Source organism: Acinetobacter sp. TSRC1-2, assembly GCF_049895885.1.
GTDB lineage: Bacteria > Pseudomonadota > Gammaproteobacteria > Pseudomonadales > Moraxellaceae > Acinetobacter.
This window is the reverse complement of sequence record NZ_JAFCTF010000001.1, coordinates 92785-115191: the sequence shown is the minus strand read 5'-3', so window position 1 is coordinate 115191 and position 22407 is coordinate 92785. Positions and strand designations below refer to the sequence as shown.

Annotated in this window: 23 protein-coding genes; 11 read left to right on the top strand and 12 right to left on the bottom strand. The window is 40.4% G+C overall.

What is annotated here, in order from left to right; translation table 11 throughout:
- Nucleotides 1-40: 40 nt before the first annotated feature.
- A complete protein-coding gene (queE, locus tag ACP69Y_RS00575) occupies nt 41-751 on the bottom strand; it encodes a 7-carboxy-7-deazaguanine synthase QueE (RefSeq protein ID WP_425915223.1) in 711 nt (236 codons plus the stop codon).
- A 129-nt stretch (nt 752-880) separates the two neighbouring features.
- A complete protein-coding gene (dapD, locus tag ACP69Y_RS00570; protein WP_425915221.1) occupies nt 881-1702 on the bottom strand; it encodes a 2,3,4,5-tetrahydropyridine-2,6-dicarboxylate N-succinyltransferase in 822 nt (273 codons plus the stop codon).
- A 409-nt stretch (nt 1703-2111) separates the two neighbouring features.
- Between dapD and carO the strand changes: the two genes are divergently transcribed.
- Nucleotides 2112-2825, top strand: a complete 714-nt coding sequence (gene carO, locus ACP69Y_RS00565; RefSeq protein ID WP_425915219.1) for an ornithine uptake porin CarO — start codon at nt 2112-2114, stop codon at nt 2823-2825.
- A 211-nt stretch (nt 2826-3036) separates the two neighbouring features.
- Here the strand turns inward: carO and ACP69Y_RS00560 are convergent, their stop codons facing one another.
- The 9 genes from ACP69Y_RS00560 to ACP69Y_RS00520 form a co-directional block, all read right to left on the bottom strand.
- On the bottom strand, nt 3037-3306 hold the full coding sequence (locus ACP69Y_RS00560) for a hypothetical protein (RefSeq protein WP_425915217.1): 270 nt from the start codon (nt 3304-3306) through the stop codon (nt 3037-3039).
- A 434-nt stretch (nt 3307-3740) separates the two neighbouring features.
- Nucleotides 3741-4019, bottom strand: coding sequence for a hypothetical protein (locus tag ACP69Y_RS00555; protein WP_425915215.1), 279 nt, complete (start codon nt 4017-4019; stop codon nt 3741-3743).
- A gap of 645 nt (nt 4020-4664) precedes the next feature.
- Nucleotides 4665-5588 carry a CysB family HTH-type transcriptional regulator gene (locus tag ACP69Y_RS00550; protein WP_425915213.1) on the bottom strand — a complete coding sequence of 308 codons (924 nt, stop codon included), beginning with the start codon at nt 5586-5588 and terminating at the stop codon, nt 4665-4667.
- 53 nt (nt 5589-5641) lie between these two features.
- Nucleotides 5642-6703 carry a sulfate/molybdate ABC transporter ATP-binding protein gene (locus ACP69Y_RS00545; protein WP_425915211.1) on the bottom strand — a complete coding sequence of 354 codons (1062 nt, stop codon included), beginning with the start codon at nt 6701-6703 and terminating at the stop codon, nt 5642-5644.
- Nucleotides 6704-6714: 11 nt separating this feature from the next.
- Nucleotides 6715-7608: a sulfate ABC transporter permease subunit CysW gene (gene cysW, locus ACP69Y_RS00540; protein ID WP_425915209.1), complete on the bottom strand. Its 894-nt coding sequence runs from the start codon at nt 7606-7608 to the stop codon at nt 6715-6717.
- Nucleotides 7605-8438, bottom strand: a complete 834-nt coding sequence (gene cysT / locus ACP69Y_RS00535; RefSeq protein ID WP_067724989.1) for a sulfate ABC transporter permease subunit CysT — start codon at nt 8436-8438, stop codon at nt 7605-7607. The genes cysW and cysT overlap by 4 nt, the downstream gene beginning before the upstream one ends.
- 84 nt (nt 8439-8522) lie before the next feature.
- Nucleotides 8523-9128, bottom strand: a complete 606-nt coding sequence (locus ACP69Y_RS00530) for an alpha/beta hydrolase (protein ID WP_425915207.1) — start codon at nt 9126-9128, stop codon at nt 8523-8525.
- Between the two features lie 29 nt (nt 9129-9157).
- Nucleotides 9158-10171, bottom strand: coding sequence for a sulfate ABC transporter substrate-binding protein (locus ACP69Y_RS00525; RefSeq protein WP_425915205.1), 1014 nt, complete (start codon nt 10169-10171; stop codon nt 9158-9160).
- Nucleotides 10172-10348: 177 nt separating this feature from the next.
- Nucleotides 10349-11353, bottom strand: a complete 1005-nt coding sequence (locus ACP69Y_RS00520; protein ID WP_425915203.1) for a sulfate ABC transporter substrate-binding protein — start codon at nt 11351-11353, stop codon at nt 10349-10351.
- 167 nt (nt 11354-11520) lie between these two features.
- On the opposite strand from ACP69Y_RS00520, the gene pabC reads away from it, so the two are divergent.
- From pabC to ACP69Y_RS00500, 4 genes are all read left to right on the top strand, one after another.
- On the top strand, nt 11521-12333 hold the full coding sequence (gene pabC, locus ACP69Y_RS00515) for an aminodeoxychorismate lyase (protein WP_425915201.1): 813 nt from the start codon (nt 11521-11523) through the stop codon (nt 12331-12333).
- Between the two features lies 1 nt (nt 12334).
- Nucleotides 12335-13384 carry an endolytic transglycosylase MltG gene (gene mltG, locus ACP69Y_RS00510; RefSeq protein WP_425915199.1) on the top strand — a complete coding sequence of 350 codons (1050 nt, stop codon included), beginning with the start codon at nt 12335-12337 and terminating at the stop codon, nt 13382-13384.
- A 3-nt stretch (nt 13385-13387) separates the two neighbouring features.
- Nucleotides 13388-13987, top strand: a complete 600-nt coding sequence (tmk, locus tag ACP69Y_RS00505; RefSeq protein ID WP_425915197.1) for a dTMP kinase — start codon at nt 13388-13390, stop codon at nt 13985-13987.
- A gap of 94 nt (nt 13988-14081) precedes the next feature.
- Nucleotides 14082-14498 carry a PaaI family thioesterase gene (locus ACP69Y_RS00500; RefSeq protein WP_425915195.1) on the top strand — a complete coding sequence of 139 codons (417 nt, stop codon included), beginning with the start codon at nt 14082-14084 and terminating at the stop codon, nt 14496-14498.
- Nucleotides 14499-14571: 73 nt separating this feature from the next.
- On the opposite strand, the gene nadB is transcribed toward ACP69Y_RS00500, so the two are convergent.
- Nucleotides 14572-16215: an L-aspartate oxidase gene (nadB, locus tag ACP69Y_RS00495; protein ID WP_425915193.1), complete on the bottom strand. Its 1644-nt coding sequence runs from the start codon at nt 16213-16215 to the stop codon at nt 14572-14574.
- Between the two features lie 230 nt (nt 16216-16445).
- On the opposite strand from nadB, the gene ACP69Y_RS00490 reads away from it, so the two are divergent.
- From ACP69Y_RS00490 to rnc, 6 genes are all read left to right on the top strand, one after another.
- On the top strand, nt 16446-17828 hold the full coding sequence (locus ACP69Y_RS00490) for a Do family serine endopeptidase (protein WP_425915191.1): 1383 nt from the start codon (nt 16446-16448) through the stop codon (nt 17826-17828).
- 137 nt (nt 17829-17965) lie between these two features.
- Complete coding sequence (locus ACP69Y_RS00485; RefSeq protein ID WP_425915189.1) at nt 17966-18427, top strand: acyl-CoA thioesterase; 462 nt, start codon at nt 17966-17968, stop codon at nt 18425-18427.
- 253 nt (nt 18428-18680) lie between these two features.
- Complete coding sequence (lepA, locus tag ACP69Y_RS00480; protein WP_425915187.1) at nt 18681-20498, top strand: translation elongation factor 4; 1818 nt, start codon at nt 18681-18683, stop codon at nt 20496-20498.
- 21 nt (nt 20499-20519) lie between these two features.
- A complete protein-coding gene (lepB, locus tag ACP69Y_RS00475) occupies nt 20520-21347 on the top strand; it encodes a signal peptidase I (protein ID WP_425915185.1) in 828 nt (275 codons plus the stop codon).
- 20 nt (nt 21348-21367) lie between these two features.
- Nucleotides 21368-21742, top strand: a complete 375-nt coding sequence (locus tag ACP69Y_RS00470) for a DUF4845 domain-containing protein (protein ID WP_425915183.1) — start codon at nt 21368-21370, stop codon at nt 21740-21742.
- Entirely contained in the window at nt 21714-22406 is a 693-nt protein-coding gene (rnc, locus tag ACP69Y_RS00465; RefSeq protein ID WP_131214808.1) for a ribonuclease III, read from the top strand. The genes ACP69Y_RS00470 and rnc overlap by 29 nt, the downstream gene beginning before the upstream one ends.
- The last annotated feature ends 1 nt before the right edge of the window (nt 22407 follow it).

Here is a 22407-nt window from a genome sequence, read left to right as displayed (position 1 = left end):
CAAATCTCCAAACAAATATAGGTATTCAAGAATAGAAAAATTAACGACCAGTTTCATCGTTCCAGAGTAATTTATGCAATTGCAACTGGAAACGAACCGGGAGATGGTCTTCTAAAATCCATTGTGCTAAATCACGCGCAAGTTGAGGCAAACGAACCACACCTTTTTCAACTGCAAATGCAGGAGAGAACCACACGGTGCTGACCTTGTCGGCAAGTTTGTATTGTTCAACTTGCTGTTTTGACCATTCATAGTCCTCACGATTACAAATCACAAACTTGATTTGGTCGTGCTGAGTTAAGTGATCAAGATTACTAAGCAAATTTCGTGCAACTTCACCAGAAGTTGGGGTTTTTAAATCGAGTACTTTGGAAATGCGCGGATCGACTTTAGACACATCTAAAGCACCACTGGTCTCAAGTGAGACCTCACAGCCCAGATCGGCTAAACGTTGCATTAGAGGTAGGGCATTTGGCTGAGCAAGCGGCTCACCACCCGTTACGCAAATATAGGGGGTTTTAAAATCTAGCGTCGTTTTAATAATGTCGTCTAATGATTGACGTTCGCCACCTTCAAAAGAATAAGTGGTATCACAATAAGTGCAGCGTAAAGGGCAACCGGTTAAACGAATAAACACCGTCGGTAAACCCGCAGCGTTGGCTTCACCTTGTAATGAATAGAAAATCTCCGTGATGCGTAAACCCGCAGACGGATCAGAAACAGGAATAGCAGAAGATCGAAGAGTATTCATAACAAAAAATTACCGCATCAAAAAACAAGAGAGTACAAAAAACAAAAATCTCTACGATCATGTCTGACCGTAGAGACGAGGAGCGACTAAAGCTCCGAGGAACACAAATGTTCCGTGTAAATTAAAGACTTAATCTTCGCGTAATAAATCGTTCAAGCTGGTTTTTGCACGCGTTTTCGCATCAACTTTTTTCACGATGATTGCAGCATATAAGTTGCAAGTACCATCTTTAGAAGGAAGGCTACCAGAAACGACTACAGAGCCTGCTGGTACACGACCATAGTGAATTTCACCAGTTGCACGGTCAAAGATTTTAGTCGATTGACCAATGAATACGCCCATTGAAATCACAGAACCTTCTTCAACAATCACGCCTTCAACGATTTCAGAACGTGCACCAATGAAGCAGTTGTCTTCAATAATCGTTGGGTTTGCTTGTAATGGCTCAAGAACGCCACCAATACCTACACCGCCAGACAAATGCACATTTTTACCAATTTGTGCACATGAACCTACAGTTGCCCATGTGTCAACCATTGTACCTTCGTCCACATATGCACCAATGTTGACATAAGATGGCATCAATACAACATTCTTAGCCTGGAAGCTGCCTTTACGTGCAACTGCAGGTGGAACAACACGCACGCCAGCAGCTTTAAACTGTTCTTCAGTCCAATCGCCAAACTTAGTATCTACTTTATCGTAGAAACGAAGATCACCAGACTCAATGGCTTTGTTATCGTTTAATTTAAAAGATAATAAAACTGCTTTTTTAAGCCATTGGTGAACAATCCACTCACCATCAATTTTTTCAGCTACACGAAGTGAGCCGTTATCTAAGCCGGCAATAGCTTCTTCTACAGCACTACGAACTTCAGCAGGGCAATCAGCCGCTGTAAAATTTGCACGATCTTCAAAAGCCTGTTCAATGATTGTTGAAAGCTGAGACATGATCTTCCATTTCCAAAAAAAATTTTCCAAGATTTTACACTATATTGAGATAAAAATAGATGAAAAAGTGACTTTAGATCGGAATTAATTATTAAAGATCCATAAATGGCTTTGCTAATCAAAATGCCAGGGGCTTATTTGAGAGGTTTGTAAAGTATCCATGCGTTAACACAACGCAAACAATACAGTGAATAATGCAATATCTTATTAAGCTAAATATATCGATTTAATCGAATAATATAAAATTTCATATAAAAATAATTATTATTAATCAATGATGAATAGCATTTGTATCAAAATTTAACAAAAGTAAGCAAATCTTGAATAAAACATAAACTCTTTATATTTTATAGTTTAAATACGAAAAAAACATTAATGATGAAATAAGCCTATTTTGAGGAGAGACACGATGAAAACTTTAAGTACGATTTTAGCAGCAGCTGTATTGACTGCTATTGCTGGTACAGCGATGGCTGACGATGCAGTAATACAAGATGGTTATGCATTTGATCGCAATCAACTTATTCCAACTGGTGTTCGTGCTGAAGTAGGTACAACAGGTTATGGTGGTGCGTTACTTTGGACTGCAAACCCATACGTAGGTTTAGCGCTTGGTTATAACGGTGGTGACATTTCTTGGTCTGATGATTTATCTGTAGATGGCGTAAAATATGACGTTGATATGGATAACAAACTTGCATATTTAAATGCAGAAATTCGTCCTTGGGGTGCAAGTGAAAACCGTTGGGCACAAGCTTTCTATATGGCTGCAGGTGTAGGTTATCTAGATAATGAATACGAGCTAAACTCTAGAACCGGCTCAGGCACAATTGAAATTGATGGCAATCCGACTAGCTTTAGTTCGGTAAATGGTAATGTGTCATATGAAAATGATATTGCTCCATACCTAGGTTTGGGTTTCGCTCCAAAAATCAATAAAAACTGGGGTGTGTTCGGTGAAGTCGGCGCTTACTATACTGGCAATCCAAAAGCAAGCTTAACAGGTGTTGGTGGTACACTTGCAGACCAAGCTTTATTAGCTGAACATGAACGTAATATTGAACAAGATGATGAATATGAATGGTTACCTGTCGCTAAACTAGGTGTTAGCTACCACTGGTAATTTAAAGTTACCATTCTTTAAAAAAACGAGCTTCGGCTCGTTTTTTGTTTTCGAAGATTAAGTTCGAAAAATTAATTTCGGAAGATTAGTTTTAAAAATTCCATCCCTTTAATTAAAAGCGATAACCCAGTTTGATGCCATAAGCAAATGAATCATTATGGTTTACCAAAGCTAAAGGCCCAAACAAACTGCCTGAACCATTTTGATCTTGTTAAATCTTGGCTTTATTAAATTTTAAGTATTTTATGCCGCTAGCAATAAATAAATCTGCGTAAACGTTATAGAAATTCCCCAAACCAAAACTATAAAAACCTTCTGTATGACTCAGCGTAGAAGCAGGATTACCACTAGCTGAATCTAGTCCCATATCCATCGTTGAGGTGAATTTGTTATTAAAGACATGGGCAATACCTAAAGTGGTGCTCGATTGATCTGTTTGATAACCCACTAAAGGGACAGGCGCATCGCTATTTGAACTCATCAAGGGTGAAACAATTTTAAAATTTTGCCAATTGACCCAATGTGCTGATCCATAAATTAAATTATTAGCCGTTATGTCAGATTGAAACTCAGGGTTAACGGATTGAGGGGTTTCTATAGCCGTGTTTTGGTCGGATGCTAAATTGAATAAAGGGATAATTGAAACTGTGCTTTCTTGCTTATGAAATTGTTGCGTATGTCGAATTTTAGAACGATAAGTCAGAAAGGTTTTAAGTGCATATTCAAGTCGTTAATCACTTCTCCCAGTAAGCCAACCACTCGCCGGAATCTTTTTTTATGTCCCCGATATGACTTGGCTGGTAGCCGACAAGAGCCGTGAGATTGTTGCTATCTAATTTAAAGCGTACTGCATTGTAAATTATTTGGACTTGTGGCAATAGGATCTAAAACCTAACTGACATCCGTACCAAAAGGTTAGTCATAAATTAGACCTACGGACCAATTGGAATCGAGCTGTAATTTTAAGGCCGCATTGGACAGATAAAAGTGATTCACGAAATCTTGGGTAGAGGTTTTGGTATATATCGCGGGATTGTTCGCTTCAGGCCGATAGGTATTTTCTGAAATATGAGCATCAATAATGACAGTTGAAAATTCAGCATAATTGTTGGGTTCTAAAAATAGAGCAATACTTTGGTTTGGCGTTTCAAGTGCTGCGGAAAATACTTGCGTAGGCAAAAAAAATGCAGACACTGCTGCCAAAGGCCGAAGCTTTCAGGGATAACTCCAAATTAAATGATGATTTTGTTTATGTATTTTGTGTGTAAAACCTGTTGGCTCACTCGGTATTTGAATTTTTTTTATTCAGTATGAATACTTTATGTTGTTTTATTCAGAATGAGCAAGCCTAATTTAAGATTATTTATGCTTTAATTTTTTAATGGATAAAAATCTTTATATGACTGATAAGTAATAAAATAGATAACTTGCATATATCAAAAAATGTTCAATATTCGATTCTTTAAAACCAGCACTGCCTCAGTTTATTGATTCAATTCTTATGCCTTTGCATAGGCATTACCTCAACTTTTGAAAGGTCAAAATGAGGATCTCAAAATATATTTTGAGTCCCTGCAAGAAAAACCTTTCTCCCCATAAACGACATCCTGAGCAAGTTTTAATGCACTGCTTTAAAATGCAGCGCAAGGATGGAAAACATGTGGCACCCATGCCACACTCATGAATCTCAGGCTTTCTAAAATTTATTTTTTTATTTTAGCTTTACGAACGATTTGTATTGATCAAAAAATGATTGGTGAAAGAAGTCTAATAGAAACAGTTAATTAAAATTAAAAAAGGGATATTATGATATCCCTGATCTAAATAATTATGTGATTTTTAATCTTCTGGATAAGCCAATCTTTTTAGGGCTTTAATATCCGCTTCTGGTGAGCAGAGTGAAATAAACTCATAACCGTAGCCGCGAAGTAAATGACCTTTACGTACAGCAATCCAGGTGGTATTCACTCCAAAAATATCAGTTGGGATTTGTTTTAAACGGTAGTCACGTTCTGCATCATAAGCGACATTATTGACAATACCGACACCCATATTCAGTTCAACATAGGTTTTGATAACGTCGGCATCAAGTGCTGACATCACAATATCAACATCAATTCCTGCTTCGTCAAAGGCTTTATCAATTTTTGAACGGCCAGTGAAACCGCCATGATAAGTAATAAGCGGGTATTGCGCCAAGTCTTCTAAAGTAATATCGGTTTTGCTGGCTAGCGGATGATTTTGTGGGGTGAGAATACTGTGTTGCCAAGTGTAAAAAGGCACACTTGCAAGGTTATCTTCAGTGGTTAAAGATTCGGTTGCAATACCGATATCCGCTTCGCCCTGAAGTAGCATTTCAGTAATTTCAACCGGACTTGCCTGTTGTAAAATCAAATGTACTTTTGGAAATTCTTTTTTAAATTGATTTACAATCGGCGGTAACACATAACGTGCTTGAGTATGTGTAGTTGCGATCGTGAGCGTGCCTTCATCGACACGGTTAAAGTCATCTGCAAGACGTTTAATGTTGTCTGCATCGACCAGCATGCGTTCAACAATACCCAGCAAAGACTGACCCGGCTCAGTTAAACCTAACAAACGTTTACCTTTACGGATAAACAGTTGCACACCCAGTTCATCTTCTAAATCTTTAATGTGTTTACTCACCCCCGATTGGGATGTATAAAGTGCTGCTGAAGCTTCAGTTAAATTAAAATTTTGTCTAACGGTTTCTCGAATAATTCTTAATTGTTGGAAATTCATAATTCTGTATACCTTAAAAGGGGATGGGGCTGTTTTGCCCCATCTGTTTGTTCTTAAGCGACGTCATTGGCAAATAAATGCAATGCGGTTGGGCTTAACCACACAGTTTGATTCGGTTTAAATTGATGCAGTTTCGCCTCTTCAGAGCTAAGCGAAATTTCAATTAAATTACCTTGGCGATCTTGAAGTTCTGCAAGCACTTTACCGGCAATCCAGATTTCACGTAAGAAAGTGGCTTGAATGGCATTTTCTTGCGGAGCGGCATGAATGCTGAGTTCGTTTGGACGCGCAAATGCAATAATTTCACCTTGGGGTGCATCTTTCACTTGTGGCAATTGAATGCGGTCTTCACCAAGATGAATAATACCTTGCTGATTCTGACCTTCGAAACGATTCGCTTGACCCAGGAAGTCGAAAACAAACGGTGTTGCCGGTTTTTCATAAACTTCACGTGGTGAACCAATTTGCTCTACATTACCTTTGTTCATCACGATAATTTGATCCGCCACTTCTAAGGCTTCTTCCTGATCGTGGGTTACAAAAATAGAAGTGATATGCAATTCATCATGCAACGTACGTAACCAGCGACGCAGTTCTTTACGCACTTTGGCATCGAGTGCACCAAATGGTTCATCCAGTAATAGTACCCGAGGTTCAACAGCGAGTGCACGAGCCAATGCAATACGTTGACGTTGACCACCCGATAACTGAGCCGGGAAACGATCTGCCAAGAAACCGAGTTGAACCAGATCCAGCAAACGGGTTACACGTTTTTTAATTTCAGCTTCAGAAGGACGCGTCGAGCGCGGACGAACACGTAAACCAAAAGCAATGTTGTCAAATACGGTCATATGACGAAACAAAGCATAGTGTTGGAAAACGAAGCCCACTTGACGTTCGCGAACATGCACATCAGTTGCGTCTTCACCTTCAAGAATCACCTGACCGCCATCAGCGGATTCTAAACCAGCGATGATGCGGAGCAGGGTGGTTTTACCGCAGCCTGATGGACCCAATAATGCCACCAACTGACCATCTGGAAAATCCAGTGAAATGTTGTTAAGTGCATGGAATGCACCAAAGTGTTTTTCAATATTTTTAACTTGAATACTCATGATGTCATTCCTTAAGAAACTTGTGAATCTTCATTACGTTTGTTTTGCTTTTCTTGGCGTATTTCAACCCATGTTTTTAAAATCAGGGTCACAATGGCAAGTAAAGCCAACAGCGAGGACACCGCAAACGCAGCACTAAAGGTATATTCGTTATAAAGAATTTCTACGTGTAACGGTAAGGTATTGGTTTCACCACGAATGTGACCAGACACCACCGATACTGCACCGAATTCACCCATCGCACGGGCATTACACAGAATCACTCCGTAAATCAGACCCCATTTAATATTCGGTAAGGTCACTTTACAGAAGGTTTGCCAGCCTGAAGCACCGAGTACAATCGCGGCTTCTTCTTCTTCAGTACCTTGCGCTTCCATTAAAGGAATCAATTCACGCGCCACAAAAGGAACGGTAATAAAGATGGTGGCAAGCACAATGGCAGGAACGGCATATAATACTTTAATATCATGATCCATCAGCCAGCTGCCCATCCAGCCTTGAGTACCAAAAATAAGTACCAACATCATACCTGCGATGACAGGTGACACAGAGAAAGGGATGTCAATAATGGTGGTTAAAATGGATTTACCACGGAAGTTGAATTTTGCAACCGACCAGGCAGCAGCGACACCAAACACCACGTTTAATGGCACGGCAATCGCAGCGGTTAATAAAGTCAGTTTTACTGCAGATAAAGTATCTGGATTGATCAAGGCTTGGAAATAAACCGCAACACCTTGTTTAAAGGCCTCAACAAAGACCAAAATTAAAGGCAGAATCAGGCAGCTTAAGAAAAAGATCAGCGCAATGATAATCAGAAGATTACGCACCCATGTCGGTTCACGGGTTGCATCACGAGATTGCAGTTTTTCTGCTAAAGCATTGCTATTGGTGATTAAGCTCATGGTGCAGTTCTCCCTGTACGACGGCTTGCCCATGCTTGTAGCAAGTTAATCAGGAATAAAATCGCAAATGACAGCACCAACATCACAACCGCAATCGTGGTTGCACCTGCATAATCATATTCTTCTAAACGAGAAATAATCATCAGGGGCGCGATTTCAGTTTCATATGGCTGGTTACCGGCAATAAAGATGACTGAACCATATTCACCGACTCCACGTGCAAACGCCAAGGCAAAACCAGTCAGTAGTGCAGGAAATAGAATCGGCATAATGATTTTGGTAATAACCTGAAAACGGTTGGCACCCAATGCAGATGCAGCTTCTTCCAGTTCGGTTTCTAGGTCACTTAAAACTGGTTGTACCGTACGAACCACGAAAGGTAAACCAATAAAAATTAGCGCAAGCGTGATCCCGATCGGGGTGTAAGCCACTTTAATACCAATCGGTTCTAGGTACTGACCAATCCAGCCTGTAGGTGCATATAAAGACGTTAATGCAATACCTGCAACTGCTGTTGGCAGGGCAAAAGGTAAATCCACTAAAGCATCAATAATCCGTTTACCAGGAAAGCTGTAACGAACCAAGCACCATGCCAGTAATAAGCCAAATACCACATTGACTAAGGCTGCAATAAGTGCGGCACTAAAACTTAACTGCAAAGATTTTAGAATACGTTCTGAACTTAAAATTTCCCATAAACCGTCCCAGCCAATTCCCAGCGATTTAATAAACACTGCAGAAAGTGGAATAAGAACAATTAATGACAAATACGCTAGGGTAAAGCCTAGAGAAAGACCAAATCCTGGCAGCACTCGGGATCGCTGCGACATGATTACTCCTCAAAAGAGAAAATGCTGACCAATAAAGTCAGCAAAAATAAAAATTTAATTCGGCACAAGCATAATTTGCAGACTTCAAATTGCAAATTTAAAATAATACTTGCTCTCATCAGAAAAATTGATATGTTGCAGTACATTTTCTGAAATCAAATAATCATAAATTTCAGGAAACGGACCAAAACCGGAAGCAACATTAATATGTCCGACTTGACCCAGGTTAACCGGATTGAGCTTCCATGCTTGGGCTAAGCATTGGGCATCTTCAAAATTTAACCAAGGATCATTTTCACTAATCAGTAGAGTGGTCGGTACGGCAATTTTCAGTTGGTGGAAATACGCGCTGTAATCTGATTGACTATCACGTGCGAAACCCGCTTCACCAAAACGTGCAGGATTTGCTGGGGCAACCAAAATCAAATTTTTAATTTTTTGATTTAATTCCGGATGCTGAGTCAATGCTGCAACGGTGGTTAGGCAACCAAAGCTATGCGCAACGATTTGGATCTGACCTTGAATCGGAAGAACCATATTTACAAATTCGCTTATCCAGTCTTCAAGTACCGGGTTATTCCAATCCTGTTGCTGTACACGAGAGCATGACATGAGTTGTCGTTGTAACCAGGATTGCCAGTGAGCATGTTCACTGCCACCTACGCCCGGAACAATTACGGTATGAATCATGTCGGTGCTCCTCTATCTTTGCAGCACGATTATTTCGCGCTATTTGCCTTTACGATTTGGTCAAAGATGCCACCATTTTCAAAGTGAGCTTTTTGAACTTTATCCCAACCGCCAAATTCCTGGTCAATGGTGACAAGTTTAAGTGGCTTGAATACATTGCTATATTTTGTTAACACTTTTGCATTACGTGGACGGTAAAAGTTACGTGCTGAAATTTCTTGACCCAATGGAGAGTACAAGAAGTTCAAGTAACCTTGTGCCAAGTATTTGTTGCCTTTTTTCTCGGCATTTTTTTCTACAATCGCAACGGGTGGCTCAGCCAGAATAGACAAGCTTGGTGTTACGATTTCGAATTTACCCGGTTGTTCACGAAGCGCTAAGTGCGCTTCGTTTTCCCAAGCCAGTAATACGTCACCAATGCCGCGTTCAGCAAATGTGGTTGTTGCGCCACGTGCACCAGAATCGAGAACTTTGGTATTTTTATAAATTTTACGCACAAATTCTTGAGCCATTTTGTCGTTACCACCGGCTTGGTGTTTCGCCCAAGCCCAAGCTGCTAAATAGTTCCAGCGTGCACCGCCAGACGTTTTAGGGTTTGGCGTGATAATGCCGACACCTGGTTTAACCAAGTCGCCCCAGTCTTTTAGACCTTTAGGATTGCCTTTACGTACCAAGAATACGATTGTAGAGGTATAGGGGGTTGAGTTGTGAGGAAGTTTCTTTTGCCAATCAGCTGGAAGCAGTTTTGTTTTTTGTTCAATCACGTCAATATCAGCAGCCAAAGCAAGCGTCACGACATCAGCATCTAAACCATCAATCACTGCACGTGCTTGTTTGCCAGAACCACCGTGAGATTGTTTGAAGTTGATTTTTTGACCTGTACGGCTTTCCCAATATTGGCCGAACTGTTTATTGACATCTTCATAAAGTTCACGCGTTGGGTCATAAGAGACATTTAAAAAGTCTTTTGCCAGAGCGCTAAAAGATGTTGCAGAGATAACTGCGGCTAAAACCCCTAACTTTAATTTTGCTGAAATACTCATACCAACCTCAATATTCTTAACTATTTTTTAACATGAGTGCAGAATAGCGCCATACTTTATGCATAAAAAATAATAAAAAATGAATTTTATATGAATAAAAGAGATAAATCAGCCCTGTTCTGTACCCAAAGCACTGGCCTTATGAATAAAGCCAGTACTGCTCTCGGACTTCTAAGATTATTTCGTGCTATTGGCTTTCACGATTTGGTCAAAAATGCCGCCATTATCAAAATGTTGTTTCTGAACTTTGGTCCAGCCACCGAATTCTTTATCAATGGTCACCAGCTTCAAAGGTTTGAATATGGATTTGTATTTTGCCAATACAGCCGCATTGCGCGGACGATAAAAGTTGCTGGCAGCAATGGTTTGGCCGGCAGGTGAATACAGATAGTTTAAGTAAGCTTTTGCTATGTTCAGATTGCCATCTTTCTGTGCATTCTTTTCGACAATCGCTACAGGCGGTTCTGCCAAGATAGACAAGGATGGTGTGATAATTTCAAACTTGCCCGGCTGTTCACGTATCGCCAAGTGTGCTTCATTTTCCCAAGCCAGTAATACATCGCCAATACCACGTTCAGCAAATGTTGTGGTTGCACCACGTGCACCAGAATCAAGAACTTTGGTATTTTTATAGATTTTGCGTACAAATTCTTGGGCTTTGGCATCGTTGCTACTCGGTTGGTGTTTCGCCCACGCCCATGCTGCTAAATAGTTCCAGCGTGCACCACCAGACGTTTTAGGGTTGGGTGTGATAATGCCGACATCGGGTTTAACCAAATCGCTCCAGTCTTTAATGCCTTTCGGGTTGCCTTTATGTACAAGAAATACGATGGTTGAGGTATAAGGGGTAGAGTTATTGGGAAACTTTTTCTGCCAGTTTTTTGGCAGAAGATTTGTATTTTCTGCAATGGCATCAATATCTGCAGCCAGTGCTAAAGTCACAACGTCTGCATCAAGGCCATCAATGACTGAACGTGCCTGTTTGCCGGAACCGCCGTGTGATTGCTTGAAGTTAATCTCTTGACCTGTGGTTTTCTTCCAATATGCACCAAACTCTTTATTATAGTTTTCATACAGTTCACGGGTTGGATCGTAAGAAACGTTTAAAAAGTCTTTTGCAAGCGCACTAAAAGATGTTGCCGAAATAAGTGCTGCTAAAACCCCGATTTTTAATGAGCGCATTTTTACTATCCTTTACATTTGAATTATTAATGTTTTGTAACAAGACAAAGGATAGCGTCATCTTTTTTATTAAAAAAATAATAAGAAACGAATTTGATATGAATAAAAAAGCTATCAATCTAAGGCTGCTGTTTTAAACTAAGTCATCATTCACAGGATGTTTTGATATGCCATGTTTTAAGAATGCACAGGAAATAAACGAAATTTCATTACTGGATCGGGCCTTCCATTATGGTGATGGTTGTTTTACGACTGCGCGGGTTCGGCATGGCAAAATTGAGCTTGAAGCATTACATATGGCACGGTTGCATCTAAGTTGTGAACGACTGTTGTTAAAAGCAGATTTAAGTCTGGTTCAAAAAACTTTGGTTTTACTGCAACGGCAATTTCTAGAAGTGAATGGCACACTTAAAATCATCATTAGTCGTGGTGAAGGGCAGCGCGGATATAGTTTGCCTGAACATTCTGCTGATGTATGGGTGTTTTTTTATCCTAAGGTTGTTGATGATTTTCAAATTGAAAAAATTAAATCGGGTGTACTACAACAGGCACTAGGACTCAGCATGCCAACCTTGGTTGGTTTAAAAAGCCTGAATCGTTTGGAGCAGGTATTATTAAAAAATGAGGCCGATCAAAAAGGATGGGCGGAAGCACTGGTGACTGATGTGCAAGGCACTGTTGTTGAAGGAGTAAGCAGTAATTGTTTCATTCGTTTAAACAATACATGGATTACTCCAGAACTTCGTTATAATGGCGTCCATGGCGTGATGCGTTCAGAAATTTTATCTCGTATGCAACAACAGCGTATTCATTGCGAACAGCGCTTTATTGATATGGAAGAAATTTCAAAATTTGAAAGTCTGTTTTTCTGTAATGCCTTAAGTCCAATGAAAGTTGTGACTGAACTTAATCAGCAAACTTTGAATGTTCAAGCCTGTATTGAACTGTTTAATATCCTTCACTTGAATCAGATTCGTTAATATGTCCACCACAAAGAAAAATTCAAAAAAGAAAGCCACAAAAGTATTTCCATTGAAAGGTTTCATCATTCTATTCATGGGTGTTGTGGTCATGGCTTTAGTCATCTTATGGTCAAGCTTATTTAAGGCTTACCCAGTTGAAGGCAAAAAGCAGATGCTGGCAATTGGAACTGGAGATACCTATTCCGGCTTTATTGATCGTTTAGTTAAGGAAGATAAAGTCAGTTTCCCAATTGTATTGAAGCTTTATCAAAAAATTATGATTCATGACACCATGAAAGCCGGTGTATATGAAGTGCGTCAGGGCATGACGATTCGTCAAGTGATGGATATGGTGGCGAATTCTGAAAATGCGCAAATGAATCGTATTTTAGTGATTGAAGGAACAACCTTTAAGCAGTTAATTGAACTTCTAAAGAAAGATGATTTAGTCACGAAAGAAGTGCTGAATCTTCCTCAAGATCAAATGCTGCAAGCGTTGAATATTCCGTTTAATCATCCTGAAGGCCTGTTTGCTCCAGATACGTATTTCTTTGCCAAAGGCGAAACAGATAAAAAGATTCTGACAAATTTGTATAATCGTCAAATGAAAGCTTTAGATGCTGCGTGGGTAAGTCGTTCTTCTAACCTACCTTATAAAGATAAATATGAAGCTCTGATTATGGCTTCAATTGTTGAAAAAGAAACCAGTCTCGACCGTGAACTTGAACAAGTTTCTGGTGTGTTTGTACGCCGTTTAAAAATGGGCATGCGTCTGCAAACAGACCCGACCGTGATTTATGGTATGGGCAATAATTATAAAGGTAATATTACCCGCACAGACTTGCGTACACCGACTTCTTATAACACTTATACCAATAATGGCTTACCGCCAACTCCAATTGCGTTACCCAGTCAAAAAGCCATTGAAGCTGCAATGCATCCCGATGCATCAAATAATATCTATTTTGTAGCGACTGGAAATGGTGGACATAAATTTACGGCAAGTTTAGATGAGCATAATCGTGCAGTGCAGGATTACTTGTCAGTTTTAAAATCGAAGAAGGAGTGATGGATGTTTATTAGTTTTGAAGGCACTGAAGGTGTCGGGAAAACCACACTCATTCGTAAAATTTATGACTATTTAGAACACCAAGGCCAGCAAGTCGTGCTTACGCGTGAGCCGGGTGGCACTCCGATGGCAGAACAGATCCGTTCGTTACTGTTGTCGGTTAATCATGAAGAAAACATGTCTCATGATACCGAGCTGCTTTTAATGTATGCAGCACGTGCACAACATTTACAGCAAGTGATTGTGCCGGCACTGACTGCAGGTAAAACCGTACTCTGTGATCGTTTTACCGATGCCAGTTTTGCTTATCAATGTGCGGGGCGTGGCTTAAATAAAGAAAAATTGCAGTTATTGAATGTAAATTTTGTCTCACATATGCCAAATATCACCTTTTGGCTGGATGCCCCGACGGAACTGGGAATGTCGCGTGCACGTGAGCGTGGGGCACTGGATCGTTTTGAACAGGAGAAAGCCACTTTCTTTGAGAAAGTACGTTCGGGTTATCAGGAACTTTGGGAAAAACAAGGTGAACGGATTAAGCGCTTAGATGCTACACAAACGCCAGAACAGGTATTTGAACAGGCAGCAGCTTATCTGAAATAACTTTTTGAAATTGAAAAAAAGATCAAAAAGATCAGTGCTTAAGGTAGGTTATTCTTTTATATTCAGCATCATCAGGGATGAAGATAAAATATAAATGAAAAGTACCAAGGCAGAAATCATTGCTTTTTTACAGGCTGAATTTCCACAAAGTCTGGAAAAATGCGAAATAGAAACAGTGACTGAAAAAGCTGCATCCATTATTTATCATGTGGGGGCTGCTGATTTAAGACCGGGTGGAACGGTGTCGGGACCAACCATGATGACCGCTGCCGATTATGCGTTGTATATTGCAATACTGGGTGAGATTGGCATTGTCGCGTTGGCAGTCACCACCAATTTATCCATCAATTTTTTAAGAAAGCCTACAGCAGAACAGGATATTCGTGCGGTTTGCCAATTAATGAAAGTCGGTAAGGCACTGATAGTTGGGGATGTATGGTTATATTCTATTGATTCGGAAGAACCGATTGCGCATGCTGTAAGCACCTATTCCATACCGCCTCAGCGATAAATAGACGTTATGCAGCGTTAAAAAAGCCGAACAAACATGTTCGGCTTTTTACTGATTTTACAATTTTTAAAAATTAGGCTTCAGCATTCACCAAAGGTGTTTCTACTTGAAAGCTAGGTGGGATTAGAATGGTTTTACGCAACTCATCTGACAATTCCGGATAGTCTAAGGTGAAGTGCAGACCGCGTGATTCTTTACGCTCCATGGCACAGCGCACAATCATCTCAGACACCAAAACCAGATTACGCAGTTCAATCAGGTTTTTACTGACTTGGTAATCGTGATAATACTCGGTGATTTCCCGTTTCAGCATTTCAATACGGTGTAGCGCACGTTCCAAACGTTTCGTGGTACGAACAATGCCGACATAGTTCCACATGGTCTGCCGCAGTTCATCCCAGTTTTGTAGAATGACTACATCTTCATCCGGATGCATCGCCTGAGAATCATCCCAAGCGGGTACATCGGGAGATTTATATGGGGTATCAAACTGACTTTCAATATGTTTTGCAGCACTCATGCCATACACAAAACATTCTAAAAGTGAGTTACTGGCCATTCGGTTAGCACCATGTAAGCCAGTATACGAGGTTTCCCCAATCGCATATAGTCCTTCAATATCCGTCTGGCTGTGTTCATCGACCACCACACCGCCGCAAGTATAGTGTGCAGCAGGAACGACCGGAATCATTTCTGTGGTGATGTCGATGCCCAGTTCTAGTAGACGGGCATATAAGGTAGGGAAATGTTCCTTCACAAACTCGGCTGGCTTATGCGTGATATCCAGCCAGACATGTCGAATCCCCAAACGCTTGATTTCATAGTCAATAGCACGTGCCACAATATCGCGTGGAGCAAGTTCTGCACGCTCGTCAAAACGCAGCATGAAACGTTCACCATCCGGTAAACGTAAATAAGCACCTTCACCCCGCATGGCTTCAGTAATTAAAAATGAACGCGCTTGAGGGTGATAAAGACAGGTCGGATGGAACTGGTTAAATTCCATATTGGCCACACGACAGCCAGCACGATAAGCCATGGCAATACCATCACCGGTGGCAATATCCGGATTAGATGTATATAGATAGGCTTTCATGGCTCCACCACACGCCAAAGCAGTAGCGGGAGCTAAAAAGGTATGCACTTTTTCAGTTTTTTCATCTAAAGCGTATAAACCCAGAGCACGGTTGTCTTGATCTTTCAGCCCTAATTTTTGGGAGGTAATCAAATCAATGGCAATGTAATTTTCAAAAATAGTAATGTTCTGTTTTTCTTGGGCTCGTTCAACGAAGGTAGTGGAAATGGCACGACCGGTTGCATCTGCCGCATGAATGATACGGCGCTGTGAATGACCACCTTCACGGGTCAAATGCAGTTGCTCTTGTTCGTCTAAGGTGAATTGCACGCCATGCTTTAAAAGGAAATCAACTGAGGGCTTGCCACCTTCTACCGTTTGTTTGACCGCCTCAATTTCACATAACTGCGCACCTGCAATCATGGTGTCATCAATATGCTGTTCAATTGAATCGGTTTCATCTAAAACAGCCGCGACACCGCCTTGCGCATAAAAAGTACTGGCATCGGTTAGAGTCGATTTTGCCAAAACTGCAATATTGAAATGATCGGGTAGCGATAAAGCCAGACTTAGGCCAGCACCGCCACTTCCCACAATGATCACATCAAAATGATGCGTAGTGTTTAAATTAGACATGTCCATTAGCTAATTCGAAAAAAAAGTTTGGTAATGACAACGCTTTTTTGATCAAAAAACAAGAGCTAATATGCTAATGTATGATGAGAAAAAGTAATAAATCAACAAACTTTTAAGGAATCTTTAAGCTGTTGTTTATACAAATATAATCAAACATCTTATTACACCAGCTAAACAATGTTTATGCTAAAAAACTGTCTACACATATTTATAACGAAATGGAGCGAAGGCTTTATATGAAAAATCGCTATGTACAAAATGGAATTTATACTGCGGTATTTACGATGGTGGCAGTGCAAACCCAAGCAGCATCGTCAGTAGACTTTTCTAATTTAGTTGAGCAAGTCAGTCCTGCAGTTGTCAGTGTAAATGTCGTTAAAAAAATGACAGAGCAAGAATTGCTGCAGCAGCAAGTTCCTGAAATATTAAAACGTTTCTTTGGTAACCGAGTAATTATTCCTCAACAACAGGCACCACAGGATAAAACGGCTTTTGGCAGTGCGTTCTTTATTAGCAAAGATGGTTATTTATTGACGAATCATCATGTGGTAGAAGATGCTTCTAAAGTGACCATTATGTTAAATGATCGCCGTGAAATTGATGCGACTGTTGTTGGAAGCGATGAGCGTACAGATGTTGCGCTTCTGAAAGTCAATGGCTCGAATTTCCCTGAATTACGTACGGGTAATGTTGATCGACTCCGAGTAGGAGAGCCAGTACTGGCCATTGGTTCACCATTTGGCTTTGACTACTCTGCATCTGCCGGCATTGTTAGCGCGAAAATGCGCAACATGATGGGGGAAACTTCAGTTCCATTTATCCAAACCGATGTGGCTTTAAACCCGGGGAATTCGGGTGGTCCATTATTTAATCAAAATGGTGAAGTGGTTGGGGTGAACTCGCGGATCTTTAGTGGTACTGGCGGATATATGGGCCTGTCATTCTCTATTCCGATTGATGTGGCGATGGATGTGGCAGAGCAGTTGAAAAAGAATGGTAAGGTGACACGTTCATACTTAGGCGTAATGCTGCAAGATATTGATCGTACCCTTGCAGAATCTTATAACTTATCTAAACCTGAAGGGACACTAGTGACCCAGGTGGCACCCAATTCACCAGCAGCCAAAGCAGGCTTTAAGTCAGGCGATGTAATCTTGAAATATAATGGTTCACCCATTTCAAGAACTTCGGATTTGCTCAATTACCTAAACCGAACCACACCGAATCAAAACATTCAATTACAAATTTTACGCGATGATAAAACCCGTAATATCTCAGCAACATTAACCACTGCTCCAGATGACACGCCTGCAAAAGTGGAACAAACTGCTGAACAAAAAGGTCCCGTTATAGGGGTTAGCATTCGTAATTTAACTGCTGCAGAACAAACGCAGTTGAATATTAAAGGTGGTATTTTAATAGAGGAAGTTAAACGCGGCGGTGTTGCTGCACAATCGCGTATGACTGCCGGAGATATCATTACTCAAATCAATAATAAAACTATTCTGAATAGTAATGATTTTATTAAATCTGTGTCTGAATTGAAAAAAGGTTCAATTGCACGTGTTTCGATTATTCGTCAAGATCAACGTGCCATTTTAGGTATGCGTATTGATTAACCTAAACGAAGCAAGCTCTAAACCACTCTGAAAATGAGTGGTTTTTTTATATTTTGCAATTTTACTTGATCTTGAAATTACGTAGACTGTGTTTCCTTGAACGAAATTTTTGCAACGACTAAGGATTTAAAGAATAGATGAGCACAGTTTTTGATTTAGAAATGACCGTTCAAGCAGATCATATTGACAGTTTGGGGCATGTGAATAATGTGGTGTATATGCAGTGGATACAGGAAGTGGCGACTGCCCATATTGAAGCCTTAGGTTTGGGACTCAAGGAATATCTTGAGCTGAAGCATGCAATGGTGGCAATTGAACATCATGTACAATATCGAAAAGCGGCCTTTGAAGGCGAAAAAATTATCTTGCGTACTTGGTTGAGCGATATCAATGCTCTCTATTCTTTCCGCCAATACGTTTTTTATCGTCCTCAAGACCAAAGCGTTTTATTCACGGGAAATACCAAATGGGCGTGTATTGAAATCGCAACAGGTCGACCAAAACGCATGTCACCGACATTTACCCAAGCCTATCAACCCATAGCTGCTAATATTAATCTGCTGGATTTCACTCATATTAATTCGAAAGGTGAATATTGATCTATCTATTTCTATCCACTAAAGCTTAAAAGACCTGAGTTAATTACTGTCATTACATTCATGGATCAATAGTTGGATGAATAGGATTTATAGCAAAGTTTTGTAGAAGAAACGGACTATTTTTAAAAGCTCTCTGTATTTTTAACTATCTACTGCTTATACTGTGCAACATCTTCGGAATATCCTTTTTTGCACGTCATAAATACTTTGTTCATTCAAGTATGTGATTGTGTGTTTTGATTTAGAGTAGTTTATGGCAGTTGCTAAAAAGTCAGTTAATATCAATAATATACGAAATTTTTCGATTATTGCACATATCGATCACGGTAAGTCGACGCTTGCAGATCGATTTATTCAAACCTGTGGTGGTCTACAAGCCCGCGAAATGCAAGCGCAAGTCCTTGACTCTATGGAGATTGAGCGCGAACGTGGCATTACCATCAAAGCGACTTCGGTAACGCTTTATTATACCCATCCCAATGGTGAAGAATATCAATTGAATTTCATTGATACACCAGGACATGTGGATTTTTCATACGAAGTTTCTCGCTCTCTTGCCGCCTGTGAAGGTGCGTTGCTGGTGGTTGATGCTGCACAAGGTGTAGAAGCTCAATCAGTAGCAAACTGTTATACCGCCCTTGAACAAGGGCTTGAAGTCCTTCCGATTTTAAACAAGATTGATTTACCTCAAGCTGAACCTGAGCGTGTAATTCAAGAAATTGAAGATATTATCGGAATTGAGGCGACAGAAGCTCCTACATGTTCTGCAAAAACAGGTCTAGGTGTTGAGGGCGTTTTAGAAACATTGGTGAATGTGATTCCGCCACCAGTCGGCGATCGTGAAGCGGCCTTGCAAGCCTTGATTGTCGATTCTTGGTTCGATAATTATTTAGGCGTGGTCTCGCTGGTTCGTATCAAACATGGCCGTATCCGTAAGGGCGATAAAATGCTGGTCAAATCGACCGGACAAACCCATATTGTGACCTCAGTTGGTATTTTTAATCCAAAACACACTGAAACAGGCGAGTTAGAAGCCGGTGAAGTGGGCTTTGTCATTGCCGGGATTAAAGATATTTTTGGTGCGCCAGTAGGCGATACCATTACTTTGTCTACGACCCCAGATGTTGCTATTTTACCGGGTTTCAAAAAAGTTAAACCGCAGGTATATGCGGGCCTATTCCCGATTGATGCCAGCGATTTTGAACCGTTCCGTGAAGCGCTGCAAAAATTACAAATTAATGATTCAGCATTGTTTTTTGAACCAGAGAGTTCAGATGCCTTAGGTTTTGGTTTCCGTTGCGGCTTTTTAGGCATGTTGCACATGGAAATTGTGCAAGAGCGTTTAGAGCGTGAATATGATTTAGATCTCATCAGCTCTGCACCAACGGTAATTTATGAATCGTTAATGAAAAATGGTGAAACCATTTACATCGACAGTCCATCGAAAATGCCTGATGGTTCAACGGTTGAAGATTTACGTGAGCCGATTGCTGAATGTCATATTTTGGTTCCTCAAGAATACTTGGGTAACGTCATGACTTTATGTGTTGAACGCCGTGGTGTGCAAAAGGAAATGAAATTCTTGGGTAAGCAAGTATCGCTGACTTTTGAAATTCCATTGGCTGAAGTGGTGATGGACTTCTTTGACCGTTTAAAATCATGTTCACGCGGTTTTGCCTCGCTCGATTACAACTTCGTGCGTTTTGAAAGTTCGTCTTTGGTCAAAGTAGATGTACTGATCAATGGTGAAAAAGTTGATGCATTGGCGATGATTGTTCACCGTAATGATGCACGTCACCGTGGTATTGCGCTGGTCGAAAAAATGAAAGAGCTGATTCCACGTCAAATGTTTGATGTTGCAATTCAAGCAGCGATTGGTGCACAAATTATTGCGCGCTCAACCGTAAAAGCCATGCGTAAAAATGTATTAGCGAAATGCTATGGCGGTGACGTTTCACGTAAGAAGAAACTGTTATCGAAGCAAAAAGAAGGTAAGAAACGCATGAAACAAGTGGGCAGTGTTGAAATCCCGCAAGAAGCGTTCCTGGCTGTATTGAAAGTAGAACGATAATAAAATTGAGGATATAAGCCCATGGATTTTGATTTTAATTTAATCCTTGTACCAGCGACGCTAATTTTCTTTTTGCTGTGGTTGTTGGATAAGTTGGTCTTGAAGCAAAGACAAACGCGGGGCAAGGGTAATGAAAATTTCATTATTACATGGGCTTATGATTTTTGGCCGGTTTTGGCTGTGGTCCTGATCTTACGTTCATTCTTATATGAGCCTTTTAATATTCCTTCAGATTCAATGGTGCCGACCTTAGAAACTGGCGATTTTATTCTGGTCAATAAATTTACTTATGGAATGCGATTACCTATCGTAAATACCAAAGTGATTGACGTCGGTGAGCCAGAACGTGGTGATGTGATTGTATTCCGTTATCCACCGCAACCAACGATTAGTTATATTAAGCGTGTGGTGGGCTTGCCAGGCGATCACATTGTTTATGATCACGGGCAACTTTCCATTAACGGTAATAAGGTGGCTAAAGTTCCCGTGGAATTTAGCCGTGAAAAAGATATCTTAGATACCCCAACATCGATTTATCATAAAGAAACCTTAGGTAACCATACCTTTAAAATGCGTGAGCTTGAAGGTGTGAATGTTGCACGCCAAGCCCCATTTATTAATTATGTTGAAAATGGCAAATACTCAGCTGAAAATGGTTTATATTGGGAAGTCAAAGTTCCACAAGGTCATTACTTCGCGATGGGGGATAATCGCGATCAAAGTGCTGACAGTCGTTTTTGGGGTTTTGTACCAGAAGAGAACTTAACGGGCCGTGCATTCTATATCTGGATGCATAAAGAGCCTGGTTTTAAATTACCGTCATTTAATCGTAACGGTAAAATTGATTAAGCATGAATGGAAAATAAAAAATGCGTAAAAATCAACAAGGTGCATCTTATATTGCAATTTTGATTGCAATTATTGGTTTTGCTTTTTTAGTAAAAATTGTTATTGCGGTTTGGGGACCGTATGTAGATGATCGGATGATCGATAATCAGATTACGGAATTAATGCAAAGTAGTCCAAAAAACATTGCACCTTCTGAGTTTGAGACAAAGATGGGGCAGCGTTTCGATATGAATGGCGTACGTGATATCAATTTTAAAGATATTGCAAAAGTCGTCAATATCGATGGACTACAAGTGAAAAAAGAGTATGAGATAAGAAAGCCATTCTTACTCAATATAGATTTAGTATTAAAGTTCGAGAAAAGTTTTGATCAAAGGTCAGTCCAAACCAAGTGATATGCACTTGGTCAGCCGTATCGGTTACCAGTTTAAACAGCCAGAATTATTGCGGCTTGCACTGACACACCGGTCGGTGAGTCATAAATCTAACTACGAGCGTCTGGAGTTTTTAGGTGATTCGTTGTTAGGGATGATCATTGCCCATTATTTGTATCAAGCCTACCCGCATGAAAATGAAGGGCGTTTAACGCGTATGCGTGCCACATTGGTTCGTCAAGAAGCATTAGGCAAAATTGCAAACGATTTGAAACTTGGTCCGTGTTTAATCTTAAGCACAGGTGAGTTGAAATCGGGTGGACATCATCGAGAATCTATTCTTGCTGATACTGTAGAAGCGATTATTGGTGCAATTTATGTCGACTGCAATGATTTAAAAATCTTGCAAGAGATCGTACTGAAATGGTACGTGCCATATTTAGACCATATTGAGCCTACAGACCAACTCAAAGATCCCAAATCACGCTTACAAGAATATTTGCAAGCCCGTAAAAAGCCTCTCCCTGTTTACGACGTTGTGGATATTCAAGGCGATGCCCCGAATCAGCATTTCAAAGTGGAATGTATTATCGAGGGTTTGCCTGTATTATATGGTGAAGGATCCAGTCGTCGCTTTGCTGAACAAGCAGTAGCGGCAGATATTTTAAAACAATTGGAGCAGTAAT